We start from the raw sequence: 12655 nt of genomic DNA on the forward strand, positions 1-12655 counted from the left end.
TGGAGCGGGCGAAGGGATTCGAACCCTCGACCCCAACCTTGGCAAGGTTGTGCTCTACCCCTGAGCTACGCCCGCGCTCCGTGCCGTCGTTCAGCGCTTTGTCAGTGCCGTCCGGCGGTGTGCGGCGGACTATACTGATCGGCCGACGCAATGCAAGGGCCTTGTTTCAGTTTTTTTCACCGGCTGGACGATTTTCCGAACAGCCGGTAAAAGGGCTGTCATGGACACCGCATCGCTCCCCCTTCCGGGCGCCTCCCTGCCAGATGGCGACGCGCCTCTGCCGACCTCTCCGGACCAGCTGCTGGCGCGGCTCGACGCGCTGGGCATCCAGGCGACCACGCACAGCCACCCGCCGCTACACACGGTGGAGGAGAGCAAGGCCCTGCGCGGCGCCCTGCCCGGCGGCCATTGCAAGAACCTGTTCCTGAAGGACAAGAAGGACCAGCATTGGCTGGTGGTGGCGCTGGAGGATGCGCCGATCGACCTGAACCGGCTGGACAAGGTCATCGGGTCGGCGCGGCTGTCCTTCGCCTCGGCGGAACGGCTTTGGCGCTTTCTCGGCATCCGGCCGGGGTCGGTCACGCCCTTCGCCCTGGTCAACGACACCGAGCGGAAGGTCCGCGTGGTCCTGCAGCAGGCGATGATGGAGCATGAGCTGCTGAACTATCATCCGCTGTTGAACGACCGCACCACGGCGATCCGGCGCGACGACCTGCTGCGCTTCATCCGCGCCTGCGGTCACGAACCGGCGATCGTCGAGTTCGGCCGCATCGAGGCCGACAGGGCGGAGTGAGGGACCGGCGGTTCCGCGCAACGCCTACCCGCGTAATGCTTGCCCACGCAATGCTTGCTTGAGCCGCCTTGCGCGCTCACATATGTCGGCAACGATAGGGTCCGGGCCGCCAGCGGCCGGATCGGCAACTCCATGGCCCACCGGGATGTCCTAATGGGCCAGGCATCACCAACGGGACCGAAACACGCCATGTTCTCCATGCCCCCCGCCAACGGGTCCAAGCCCGCCGCTCCCGGTGCCGCCCCCGGTGCCGCCGACATCGTCAAGGACAGCACCGACCGCGCCTTCATGGCGGACGTGATCGAAGCCTCGGCCGACGTCCCGGTGATCGTCGATTTCTGGGCGCCCTGGTGCGGCCCCTGCAAGCAGCTGGGTCCGATCATCGAAAAGGTGGTGCGCGCCGCCAAGGGCGCGGTGCGCCTGGTGAAGATCGACACCGACGCCAACCCGATGATCGCCTCGCAGCTGCGCGTGCAGTCGATCCCGGCGGTCTACGCCTTCTTCCAGGGCCGCCCGGTCGACGGCTTCATGGGCGCCCTGCCCGAATCGCAGGTGAAGGCCTTCGTCGACAAGCTGGTGGCGCTGGCCAAGCAGGCCGGTGCAGGCGGCGGTGCCGGCGAGATGCTGGAGGAAGCCTTCGCCCAGGCGAAGGAGATGATGGAAGCCGGCGACCTGCAGGGCGCGCTCGACCTCTACAGCCAGATCATGCAGGCCGAGCCGGAGAACGCCCAGGCCTATGCCGGCATCATCCGCTGCCTGATCGCCGCCGGCGACCTGGAGAACGCCAAGCAGATGCTGGCCCAGGCCCCGGAAGCCATCGCCAAGGACAAGGAGCTGGCCAACGTCCGCGCCGCTTTGGACGTGGCGGAGCAGGCCGCCAACGCCGGCCCGATCCCGGAGCTGATGGAGAAGGTCGCCCACGACCCCAACGACCATGCCGCGCGCTTCGACCTCGCCATGGCGTTGTTCGCCGCCGGCAAGCGTGAAGCCGCGGTGGACGAGCTTCTGGAGATCTTCAAGCGCGACCGGACCTGGAACGACGACGGCGCCCGCAAGCAGCTGGTGAAGTTCTTCGAGGCGTTCGGCCAGACCGATCCGCTGACGGTGAAGACCCGCCGCCGTCTGTCGACCATGATGTTCAGCTGACGCTTTTCCGAAAACAGGACGGCTGTTCCATCGGCGAAGGGGTTCTATCTGATTGGCATGACCAGAAACCCCGCCATGAACCCCTTCGACGCCGAATTCGGCCAGTTGCCGGCGATGCTGCCGATCTTCCCGCTGGCCGGCGTTCTGCTGCTGCCGCGGGCGCGGCTGCCGCTGAACATCTTCGAGCCCCGCTATCTCGCCATGGTCGAGGACGCGCTGGGCAGCGGCCGCATGATCGGCATGGTCCAGCCGCTCGACCCGGCCGGACGGGAGCGCGAGCCGGCCGTCTATCCCTGCGGCTGCGCCGGCCGCATCACCAGCTTCGCCGAGACCGACGACGGCCGCCTCCTGATCACCCTGACCGGAGTCGCCCGGTTCGAGATCGGACGCGAGGTGGAGGGTGCGCGCGGCTATCGGCGGGTCGTTCCCGACTGGCGCCCCTTCCAAGCCGACCTGGAGCCCGAGTCCTGCGGCGACATCGACCGCAACCGGCTGCTCGGCGCGCTGAAAAGCTATTTCCGCGTCCAGGGCCTGTCGGTCGACTGGAAATCCATCGAATCGACGCTGGACGAGCGGCTGGTCAACTCTCTGGCGATGATCTGCCCCTTCACGCCCGGCGAAAAACAGGCGCTGCTGGAGGCGCCAACCCTGGCCGAACGCGGGAAGCTCTTGATCGGACTGGTCGAGATGGCCATTCTCGACAGCCATGACGGGGATGGTCCGCCGCCCAAGCATTGACCTTCTTCCAATCACCGCCCTTCTTCCAATCATTACGAGACACCAGATGGCGACGCCCGAGGACAAGAGCAGCGAAGCGAAAACCAACGCCCGCGTCGACCCGAAGCTGCTGGAGATTCTGGTCTGCCCGCTGACCAAGGGTCCGCTGCGCTATGACGCCGAGCGCGCCGAGCTGGTCAGCGAGCGTGCCGGTCTGGCCTATCCGATTCGCGACGGCATCCCGATCATGCTGATCGACGAGGCCCGCAGCCTGGACAAGGCGGGGTCGCAGCGATGAGTGCAGGCGCCGATACAGGCGATGGTTTCGGCACGGTTCACTGGCCGACCGAAATCCGCTTGAAGAAGGAGGAGAAGCGGCTGGAGGTCGATTTCGACGACGGCCGGACCTTCTCCTACCCGGCGGAGTTCCTGCGCGTGGTCAGCCCGTCCGCCGAGGTGCAGGGCCACAACCCCAGCCAGAAACAGACGGTGGCCGGCCGCCGCCATGTCGGCATCATGCGGCTGGAGCCGGTCGGCAACTACGCCATCCGCATCGTCTTCGACGACCTGCACGACAGCGGCATCTTCAGCTGGAAATACCTCTACGAGATCGGCACCGAACAGGAGACCCTGTGGGCCGAATATCTCGCAGAGTTGCAGGCCAAGGGTCTGAGCCGCGACCCGCGGCGGTGATTATTGCGAGCAATCCCTCTCCCGGCGCGGGAGAGGGCGCTCACTTTCACCTCACTTCCAGATCGGTTTGCCGCTGCCGGGCAGTCCGTACAGGTCCCATTTGCGGCTGACCTTCTCCACGACCTCATCGGTCATGTGGAGCTTCTCGCCCCATTCGCGCTTGGTCTCCGGCGGCCATTTGTTGGTGGCGTCCAGCCCGACCTTGCCGCCAAGCCCCGATTCCGGGCTGGCGAAGTCGAGATAGTCGATCGGCGTGCCCTCGATCACCGTGATGTCGCGGGCCGGGTCCATGCGGGTGGAGATCGCCCACATCACATCCTTCCAGTTCCGCGCGTCGATGTCGTCGTCCACGACGATCACCCACTTCGTGTACATGAACTGGCGCAGGAAGGACCAAACGCCCATCATCACGCGCTTGGCGTGGCCGGGATAGGCCTTCTTCATGCTGACCACCGCGATGCGGTAGGAGCAGCCTTCCGGCGGCAGCCAGAAATCCACGATCTCCGGGAATTGCTGGACCAGCAGCGGGATGAACACCTCGTTCAGCGCCTCGCCCAGCACCGACGGCTCGTCGGGCGGGCGGCCGGTGAAGGTCGACAGATAGATCGGCTTGCGCCGCATCGTCATGGCGGTGACGGTGAAGACCGGGAAGGGCTCGACCGAGTTGTAATAGCCGGTGTGGTCGCCGTAGGGGCCCTCGTCGGCGTATTCGTCCAGGCTGACATGGCCCTCCAGGACGATTTCCGCCTGGGCCGGCACCTTCAGCGGCACCGTTTTGCACTCCACCAGCTCCACCTTCTTGCCGCGCAGCAGGCCGGCGAACTGGTATTCCGACAGGGTGTCGGGCACCGGCGTCACCGCCGCCAGGATGGTGCCAGGATCGGCCCCCAGCACGACGGCGCAGGGCAGCGGCTCGCGCTTGCCACTTGCCGCCCAGCGGTGATGATGCTGGGCGCCGCCGCGGTGCTTCAGCCAGCGCATGATGGTCTTGTTCTTGCCCAGCACCTGCATGCGGTAGATGCCGAGGTTGAAGTCATCCTCGCGCTTGCCGGTCGGCCCCTTGGTGACCACCAGCGGCCAGGTGATGAGCGGCGCCGGTTCACCCGGCCAGCAACCCTGCACCGGCAGGCGGCCGAGGTCGATGTCGTCGCCGGTCAGCACCACCTCCTGGCAGGGCGCGGAGCCGACGGTCTTCGGCTTCATCGACAGCACGGTCTTGGCGAGCGGGATCAACTCCAACGCCTCGCGGAAGCCGCCCGGCGGCTCCGGCTGTTTGAGGAAGGCCAGCGTCTCGCCAACCGCGCGCAGCTGGTGCGGCTCGCGGTCCATGCCCCAGGCGACCCGCTCCACCGTGCCGAACAGGTTGACCAGCACCGGCATCTCGGAGCGCGTGCCGTCGGCCTTGATGACATTCTCGAACAGCACCGCCGGGCCATTCTCGGCCAGCAGGCGGGTTTGGATCTCGGTCATCTCCAGCACGGTGGACACCGGTTCCTTCACCACCACCAGCCGCCCCGCCTTCTCCAGCCGGTCGATGAAGTCACGCAACGAGGTGTAGGGCATCGCAGGGTGTCCAGTGTGGTGGTGGTGCGTCCGAAACGGACGATAACCTTCAACTCGGCGGCCGGTCCGTCAAGTGCGGCGGGGCCAGATTCAAAACAAAACCCCTCCCCCACTCCCGGCAGACCATCGGTCCGGCCGGAAGCGGGAAAGGGGCTTCGTCACAACTCAAGACCCGGGGTGCGAGACCCGGCCAGGGATCAGGGCCTGGGATCAGTACATGTGCTGGCCGCCGTTGACCGACAGGGTCGAGCCGGTCATGAAGCCGTTGTCGTCGTCGACGAGGTACAGCACGGCCTTGGCGATCTCCGACGCGCGGCCGAGGCGGCCGACCGGGATGCGGGCGACGATCTTCTCCAGCACGTTGGCCGGCACCGCGCGCACCATGTCGGTGTCGATGTAGCCGGGGGCGATGGCGTTGACGGTGATGCCCTTGGCCGCGCTCTCCTGCGCCAGCGCCTTGGTGAAGCCGTGGATGCCGGACTTCGCCGCGGCGTAGTTGACCTGGCCGTACTGGCCGGCCTGGCCATTGACCGAGCCGATGTTGACGATGCGGCCGAAACCACGCTCGCGCATGCCGTCGATGACGTTGCGGCACATGTTGAAGCAGGAAGAGAGGTTGGTGTGGATCACCTTCTCCCACTGCTCGTAGGTCATGCGGTGCATCACGCCGTCACGGGTGATGCCGGCGTTGTTGATCAGCACGTCGACCGGGCCCAGGTCGGACTCGATCGCGGCGATCCCCTTCTTGCAGGCGTCGAAATCCGCGACGTCGAACTTGTAGGTCGGGATGCCGGTGCGGGCGGTGAACTCCTCGGCCGCCTGATCGTTGCCGGCATAGTTGGCGGCGACCTTGTAACCGGCATTCTTCAGGGCGACGGCAACCGCCTCGCCGATGCCGCGGGTGCCACCAGTGACGACTGCAACACGAGCCATAGTTCTTCTCCCCAGATTTAGTGATGGTTGGTTGGTTTCTTTGACTTATTATTTTTGGGTACGGGACTCCCTCCGCAGGTCCGGCGGATGTCCCAAACCTTCAAGCGAAGCGGGCCGCTTCCATTTTCGAAAGCGGCCCGTCCGGTCATCAGTCGCGCTGGACGCAGAGGGCGATGCCCATGCCGCCGCCGATGCACAGGGTGGCGAGGCCCTTCTTCGCGTCACGCTTCTGCATTTCGAACAGCAGCGTGGTCAGCACGCGGGCGCCCGAAGCACCGACCGGGTGGCCGAGCGCGATGGCGCCGCCATTGACGTTGACCTTGCTGGTGTCCCAGCCCAGGTCCTTGTTGACGGCCAGCGCCTGGGCGGCAAAGGCCTCGTTCGCTTCGATCAGGTCGAGGTCGTCGACGGTCCAGCCGGCCTTTTCCAGCGCCTTGCGCGACGCCGGGATCGGGCCGGTGCCCATGATCGACGGATCGACGCCGGCGGTCGCCCAGGAGACGATGCGGGCCAGCGGGGTGACGCCGCGCTTGGCCGCGTTCTCCGCCGTCATCAGCACCAGGGCGGCGGCGCCGTCATTGATGCCCGAGGCGTTGCCGGCGGTCACCGTGCCGTCCTTCGAGAAGGCCGGGCGCAGCTTGGCCAGCGATTCCGCCGTGGTGCCGTGCTTCGGATACTCGTCCTCCGACACGACGACGTCGCCCTTGCGGCCCTTGATGGTGACCGGAACGATCTCGTCCTTGAAGCGGCCGGCCTTCTGGGCGGCCTCGGCCTTCTGCTGGCTGGCGGCGGCGAAGGCGTCCTGCTCCTGGCGGGTCAGCTGCCACTTCTGGGCGACGTTTTCCGCGGTGTTGCCCATGTGATAGCCATGGAAGGCGTCGGTCAGGCCGTCGCGCAGCATGGTGTCGAGCAGTTCGGCGGAACCCATCTTGGTGCCGTTGCGCAGGTGCATGACGTGCGGCGCCATGCTCATGCTCTCCTGGCCGCCGACGACCAGGATATCGGCGTCGCCGTTCTTGATCGCCTGATAGCCGAGCGCGACGGTGCGCAGGCCCGAACCGCAGAGCTGGTTGACGCCGATGGCGGTCGCCTCAACCGGAATGCCGGCGTTGACGGCGGCCTGGCGGGCCGGGTTCTGGCCCTGGCCGGCGGTCAGGATCTGGCCAAAGATGACCTCGTTCACTTCCGCCGCGTCGGTCTTGGCACGGGCCAGCGCTTCGCGGATCGCGACCTCGCCCAGAACGTGGGCGGGAACGGCGCTGAGAGCACCGTTGAAGCTGCCGATGGGCGTACGGGCGGCACCGGCGATGACGACTTCGGTCATTGAACGCTCCTCGAAATAGGACAGTTTTATTATAGCGCTGGTGGGACGCTCGGAGTGATTGTTACCTTAAGTCGGGCAACATGACAGGTGCAAGCTGGCCGAAGGTCGCGGCGCTAACCTGTCGCAGCAAGCCATTCGGCCAGCGGATTCCACACTCCGGTCTCGGCGCCGGCACTCACAACCATTCCGATATGGCCGAGCGGGGGACGCAGAATCCGGGCGCCGGGGATCGCGGCGCCCAGCGCCAGGGCGGAGGCCGGCGGGACGATGCGGTCGCGCTCCGGGATCAGGGCCAGGGTGGGCACGCGGATGGCGCCGGGATCGACCGGCAGCCCCGCGACCATCCAGGCTCCCGCCATGGTGTCGTTGCGCCCGTACCAGCCGGCGAGCGCGTCGCGCGCCACCCCGGCCACCAGCGGCACCCCGTCGTTCAGCCAATCCTCCAGCGCGACGAAGGCGGCCGCGGCGCGGGAGTCCGGCGCCATGCGGGCGAAGCTGGTGAATTTCTTCAGCGCCAGCAGCGGATCGAGCTGGGCGAACAGCGCCTGCAGCGCGTCGGTCGGCAACTCGCCCCAACGGTCCAGCACCGGGCCCCAGGGCTGGATGAAGGTCGCCACCCGGCGCGCGGTGGCGGCATCCTCCGCATGGAAATCCCAGGGCGTGGCCATCAGCACCAGCCCGGCGACGGCGCGCGGCCGGCGCTGCGCCAGCGCCGCGGCCAGCAGCCCGCCCATGCAATAGCCGACCACCGGCACCGGCGCCCCCGCCGTCTCGACGATGAAGCCCAGTGCCCGCTCCAGCCGGCCGGCGATGTAGTCGGTCAGGGTGAAGCGACGCTCCAGCGGCCCAGGCCTGCCCCAGTCCAGCAGGAGCGGCCGGAAGCCGTGCGCCGCCAGCCAGCGCATCAGGCTCTTGTCCCGCGACAGGTCCAGAATATAGCCGCGGTTGACCAGCGACGGCACGAACAGCACCGGCCGGCCGCCTGCCTTCTCGCCATAATCCAGCAGGCGCGATCCGCCCTCCGTCCAGACCACCGGCGGGTCGGGCAGGTCGCGGCGGTAGGGGTGGTGGCGATACCGCTCGATCCCGGTCAGGACGGCGTCGATGCGGCGGCGGATCTCACGGTCGACTTCACCGGTCAGACGGTCGCCGCCGCCCGCCTCGCCGTCCCGGTACGGCCGGCCCCGGGTCATCCGGTCGGCCCGCGACATTTCGTCCCTGAGCGCCGCCGCCCGGTCCCGCAGGGCCGGACTCCAGGGAAGCAAGCCGTTCCTCAAGAGCGGCAATGCGGCCGAGGAGCTGAGCAAGCTGCCCAGAGCCGCCGTCAGATGCAGGGCCAGCGGGCGCGGCCCCTGCCGCATCCCCGGCCTTGTCCCTGGGCCGGGCGGAGTCCCCTCCGCCTGCCTGTCGTCCGCCAGACGATCGCTCATCGGAAGGCTGTCCGTGTTGGGGGGAACCGGTGTTCTGGAATGGCCACGGGCGGGGATCCCAGCCGGTGCCGGCAGTCGAGCCAGCCATGGAGCCGGCGCCAAACCCGCCCATTCCGAAACCGCCCGTTCCTAAACCGAAAGCCCCGGCGCCCTGCCCCATCATCTGGAACAGGCGGGTCATCATGTCCGCCATTTCCGGATCGGCGGCGCTGGCCGTCCATTGGTCCTGCCACAGGTCCAGATAGCGGCGCGCCAGCGATTCGTAGGACGGCGGATCGCCGGACGGATGTTCGGAAGGTCGGTCTGGGTTCGACGGGTCGGCCATGGCCGGATTATAGGGGCGGCGGGGCCGGATTGACCAGTCCGGCATGGTGGGCCACCTGACCTTTCGGGTATCGGCGGGAGTGGCCCGGGCGCGTTCCATTCGTCCGTCTGCACCGGCCGGACCAACGCAACCGCGGCGCTATGCCGCGGCGCAACGCTGGACAAATTGCTATCCCTTCGAGTAGTCCTAATGACGGAACAATTTCCGCCGCCTGTCCCGCGTGTTCCGGAACACCTGCCCTGGAACACGTCCCTTCTTGAAAGAGTCCGCGATGGCCGACAAGGAAGACCAGAAGTCCGCTCCGATCACGATCAAGAAGTACGCCAACCGGCGGCTCTACAATACCGCCACCAGCAGCTACGTCACGCTGGACCATCTGTGCCAGATGGTGAAGGACGGCTTGGATTTCGTGGTCTATGACGCGAAGACCGGTGAAGACATCACCCGGTCCGTCCTGACCCAGATCATCGTGGAAGAGGAAAGCAAGGGGCAGAACCTGCTGCCCATCAGCTTCCTGCGCCAGCTGATCGGCTTCTACGGCGACAACATGCAGTCGGTGGTGCCGCGCTATCTGGAATATTCGATGCAGGCATTCTCCCGCAATCAGGAGCAGATGCGCGATTATTTCCAGAACACGCTGGGCGGCATCTTCCCGTTCGGCCGGCTGGACGAGGTCAGCAAACAGAACATGGCGATGTTCGAGCGCGCCATGCGCATGTTCACGCCCTTCGGCGCTGCCGGCGCCCCGGACGAGACGCCCGGCGGCCAGCGCCCGGCCGGCCAGCCCGGCCCGGCGTCCACCAACCCGCCCGCCGGACCGGGCGGCGTGACGTTCGACGAACTGCAGAAGCAGATCGACGAGTTGCAGAAGCAGATCGCCAGCATCGCCATCCCGGGCAGCAAGTCGGACACAAAGTAACGGGGCGGTCGGACAGGTCCGGCGGAAGGTTTTTCCGACAAACTGGCGGCACGGAAGGCGGGGTCATACCCCGCCTTTTTCATTGCGCCAATCGGGACGGACGCGCAGGCTTGGATCTGTGCATAGGGGGCACCTTCTCGTCCACGGTGCCGGTCCGGCGGAATTGCCGGATTTGCCGGCCCGTCCAACCGTCAGGAGGGAACCGACCGTGACCACCGAACTGACCGTTTCGATCACCATGACCAGCGACGACCCGCGCGAGGTCACGCGTTTTGAAAACCTGTTGCGCGACTGGCTCAGCCATCAGCCGGGCGTGGCCGGCATGGCCATCGCCGACCGCGGCAACGACGTGGCGGCCGAGAATATCTGGCGCGCCGCCCGCAAGGCGACCTTTGGCCCGGCGCTCAAGAACCCCTTCGCCCCCTGACGGCGCCCTAACCGGGGCGATCAGCCCCTGAACAGGTGCGGGATCATCGCCGAATCCGGGCCGACGCCGGAGCCCAGGCGCGGATCGGCCGATTCCCGCACCCCCATGCCCAGGCATTTGTCGCCGACGATCCAGGCGTGCAGGACGGCGCGCGTGTCCTCCTCGCGGAAGCAGGGCGGGGTTTCAAGCCAGATCGCGCCATGGGCCGCGACATCCTCGCCGATGTCCGGCCCGTCGTCGGCGATCACCGCCCCCTGTTCGAGGATGCGGCTCGGCGCGCCGTCCAGCCCATGCAGGGCCCGCACGGTCACCATGTCGGCTCCGGCCACGCCGCTGGGGTCCAGCGCCGCACGGCACAGGTTCGGGTGGCGTGGATAGAGATAGGACAGCACCGCCAGCAGCCCGTGGTTCGACCACAGCCAGCACCACAGCGGCGACAGCACGCTCATGCCGCTGCTGCGCAGCCGCTGAAGGAAACCGTCGTCGGCCAGCCCGTCCCAGGGGTAGAGCTTCGCCAGCCAGGAGATCGGCTGCCCCTCGTCATCCACGAAGCGGCGGCCGTCCCAGGCGATGGACTGCAGCGGCAGCAGGCGGGTGTCGATGCCGGCCTCCGCCGCGGTGGCGGCGAGATAGACCAGTTCGCCCTCGCGCACCGGATCGGGGGTGGCGCAGGTCGCATGCATGCGACCGCGGCCGGGCACGCCCGTCGCCAGTTCCTCCCACCGTTCCACCAGCGCCTCGTGCAGGCCGTTGAACTGGTTTGCGTCGGGAGCCATCGCCTCGCGCCAGTTGCGCTGGATCATCGAGGCGGCGAACAGCCCCTCGCAGGTGTCGTAATTGCAGCCCAGCAGCTTGACGCTGTCGCGCCCGTCATAGGCCAGCGTCAATCGCCCTGCGAGCCCGCCCGCCCGCTCGTTGCGCCGCCCGCCGGCCCAGTAATCGAGCCAGGACGCTTCCAGCATGCGCGCGAGGTCGCCGCGGATGCCGAGCGAGGCGAACAGCTTGTGCTCCATCACATGACGCACGGCGACCGCGATCATGCTGTGCAGTTCGTCAGCCACGCTTTCGATCAGGTCGATCTGCGAAGCGGTGAACTCGTAGACGGTGTCCTCCCGCCAGGCGGCTCCAGCCGACATGGCGCGCACACCATAGGGATATTTGCGGAGACCCGGGCGCCAATCGGCCCGCGGCTTTATCGTCGTCCTGCGCATGCCCGTTCCGATCCCCGGATGTCAGCGCCGGCGAGCCGGACGGCGCGCGATGGCGACGGGCCGGCGCGTGGAAAGGGAGACGGGCAGCAAGCTGGTCAACGGTCCACTGGTCAACGGTCAACTCCGGGGGAGGCCAATCCGACGCAGGCGCGGATGCTCGCGATGCAATCACTGCGACGCAAGCACAGCCTTGCGTATGTAACCCGTCCCGCTGCAGCGCACCAGCGCGCATCCGCGATAGCTCCCCCTCGCCGGAGAGCCTCGGAACCGCGCGGAATGGGGCCGCCCCCAATCGACCGCCCCAAATCGACCGAATTGGCGACGGGCCGCTGCAGCGAAAGGCGGCAGCGGCCCGTTCCGGAATGCGGCGCGCGTCAGATCAGCGGCGCCGAGGGATGCCGGGCAAGCGACCGCATCGCCCACAGCGCCAGACGGCCGCGACGCGGCTTCATCGCCTCGGCCGTCCGATGCGCCGACGGGATCGCCGCCAGGCCGGGGACGAGCAGCGGCCGGTCGTCGCGCGTGCCGCCGAGCCGCTGGAGCCGGCGTGCCGACAGCACGAGGCGCAACACCTCCTCCTCGGACACCGCACGACGGGCCGTGCCGGAGGCGAGGCTTGCCGCCTCGTACAAAGCCGCCCGTTCGGCCAACAGCCCGGTCAGGCCCTTGGCAGCCGCCGTCAATGCAGCTTCATCGTAAAGGGCGAGGACAAGCGTCCTCAACCCGTGTTCCATCCGTGTGGACATGGCGGGGGCTCCGGAAAAATCGGAATGGCGTGCGGTTCTGGTGCGTGTGAATCGAAGCGAGCAGGCAAAATCTCGCGGTTCGACAGGCGCAATTATCCGTGCGCGGCACCCGTTCGGCCATGCTCTCCAAGGTGGTAACACCCTGTCTGCATCTTGCTGATGCAGGATAGCCACAGTGGCTGTACCGATAAATATCCGGGTTGGTCGGGAATTGTCCGCCCCGACAGGCGGGAAGAAATGGTGGAGCCAAGGAGGATCGAACTCCTGACCTCTACAATGCCATTGTAGCGCTCTCCCAGCTGAGCTATGGCCCCACTATATTTCTTCTACTCTTTACCAACACATGAGGTGTTGGTGCGCTTGGAGGGAGTCGAACCCCCACGGCCTTTCAGCCACTAGGACCTGAACCTAGCGCGTCTACCAGTTCC

13 protein-coding genes and 2 tRNA genes are annotated in these 12655 nt (G+C 67.2%); 7 read left to right on the forward strand and 8 right to left on the reverse strand.

The features are described 5' to 3' along the window. Window positions 1-75, reverse strand: a tRNA-Gly gene (locus TSO5_RS19040). Between the two features lie 145 nt (window positions 76-220). On the opposite strand from TSO5_RS19040, the gene TSO5_RS19045 reads away from it, so the two are divergent. The 5 genes from TSO5_RS19045 to TSO5_RS19065 all read left to right on the forward strand — a co-directional run bounded on the left by TSO5_RS19045 (window position 221) and on the right by TSO5_RS19065 (window position 3349). Then, window positions 221-793: a prolyl-tRNA synthetase associated domain-containing protein gene (locus TSO5_RS19045; RefSeq protein WP_109153026.1), complete on the forward strand. Its 573-nt coding sequence runs from the start codon at window positions 221-223 to the stop codon at window positions 791-793. Between the two features lie 189 nt (window positions 794-982). Then, complete coding sequence (locus tag TSO5_RS19050) at window positions 983-1939, forward strand: co-chaperone YbbN (RefSeq protein ID WP_109153027.1); 957 nt, start codon at window positions 983-985, stop codon at window positions 1937-1939. A gap of 75 nt (window positions 1940-2014) precedes the next feature. After that, window positions 2015-2677, forward strand: coding sequence for an LON peptidase substrate-binding domain-containing protein (locus TSO5_RS19055; protein ID WP_247870828.1), 663 nt, complete (start codon window positions 2015-2017; stop codon window positions 2675-2677). 46 nt (window positions 2678-2723) lie between these two features. Then, the gene (locus tag TSO5_RS19060; RefSeq protein WP_109075600.1) at window positions 2724-2954 is read left to right on the forward strand and encodes a Trm112 family protein; all 231 of its coding nucleotides are present in this window, start codon (window positions 2724-2726) and stop codon (window positions 2952-2954) included. Beyond that, window positions 2951-3349, forward strand: coding sequence for a DUF971 domain-containing protein (locus tag TSO5_RS19065; RefSeq protein ID WP_109153028.1), 399 nt, complete (start codon window positions 2951-2953; stop codon window positions 3347-3349). The genes TSO5_RS19060 and TSO5_RS19065 overlap by 4 nt, the downstream gene beginning before the upstream one ends. 51 nt (window positions 3350-3400) lie before the next feature. Here the strand turns inward: TSO5_RS19065 and TSO5_RS19070 are convergent, their stop codons facing one another. The 4 genes from TSO5_RS19070 to TSO5_RS19085 form a co-directional block, all read right to left on the reverse strand. Further along, a complete protein-coding gene (locus TSO5_RS19070) occupies window positions 3401-4912 on the reverse strand; it encodes a UbiD family decarboxylase (RefSeq protein WP_109153029.1) in 1512 nt (503 codons plus the stop codon). Window positions 4913-5122: 210 nt separating this feature from the next. Then, window positions 5123-5845 carry an acetoacetyl-CoA reductase gene (gene phbB, locus TSO5_RS19075; protein WP_085090085.1) on the reverse strand — a complete coding sequence of 241 codons (723 nt, stop codon included), beginning with the start codon at window positions 5843-5845 and terminating at the stop codon, window positions 5123-5125. 148 nt (window positions 5846-5993) lie between these two features. Next, window positions 5994-7169, reverse strand: coding sequence for an acetyl-CoA C-acetyltransferase (locus TSO5_RS19080; protein ID WP_109153030.1), 1176 nt, complete (start codon window positions 7167-7169; stop codon window positions 5994-5996). A gap of 113 nt (window positions 7170-7282) precedes the next feature. After that, complete coding sequence (locus tag TSO5_RS19085; protein WP_247870829.1) at window positions 7283-8599, reverse strand: alpha/beta fold hydrolase; 1317 nt, start codon at window positions 8597-8599, stop codon at window positions 7283-7285. 596 nt (window positions 8600-9195) lie between these two features. On the opposite strand from TSO5_RS19085, the gene phaR reads away from it, so the two are divergent. Further along, window positions 9196-9843: a polyhydroxyalkanoate synthesis repressor PhaR gene (gene phaR, locus TSO5_RS19090; protein ID WP_109153032.1), complete on the forward strand. Its 648-nt coding sequence runs from the start codon at window positions 9196-9198 to the stop codon at window positions 9841-9843. 208 nt (window positions 9844-10051) lie between these two features. Then, complete coding sequence (locus tag TSO5_RS19095; protein WP_109075592.1) at window positions 10052-10270, forward strand: hypothetical protein; 219 nt, start codon at window positions 10052-10054, stop codon at window positions 10268-10270. A 20-nt stretch (window positions 10271-10290) separates the two neighbouring features. Here TSO5_RS19095 and TSO5_RS19100 read toward each other — a convergent pair whose 3' ends face one another. The 3 genes from TSO5_RS19100 to TSO5_RS19110 form a co-directional block, all read right to left on the reverse strand. Next, a complete protein-coding gene (locus TSO5_RS19100) occupies window positions 10291-11406 on the reverse strand; it encodes a glutathionylspermidine synthase family protein (protein WP_247870830.1) in 1116 nt (371 codons plus the stop codon). Between the two features lie 449 nt (window positions 11407-11855). Further along, entirely contained in the window at window positions 11856-12227 is a 372-nt protein-coding gene (locus TSO5_RS19105; protein WP_109153033.1) for a hypothetical protein, read from the reverse strand. Between the two features lie 238 nt (window positions 12228-12465). Next, a tRNA-Ala gene (locus TSO5_RS19110) sits at window positions 12466-12541 on the reverse strand. Between the last annotated feature and the right edge of the window lie 114 nt (window positions 12542-12655).

It is taken from the genome of Azospirillum sp. TSO5, from assembly GCF_003116065.1.
Classification (GTDB): Bacteria; Pseudomonadota; Alphaproteobacteria; order Azospirillales; family Azospirillaceae; genus Azospirillum.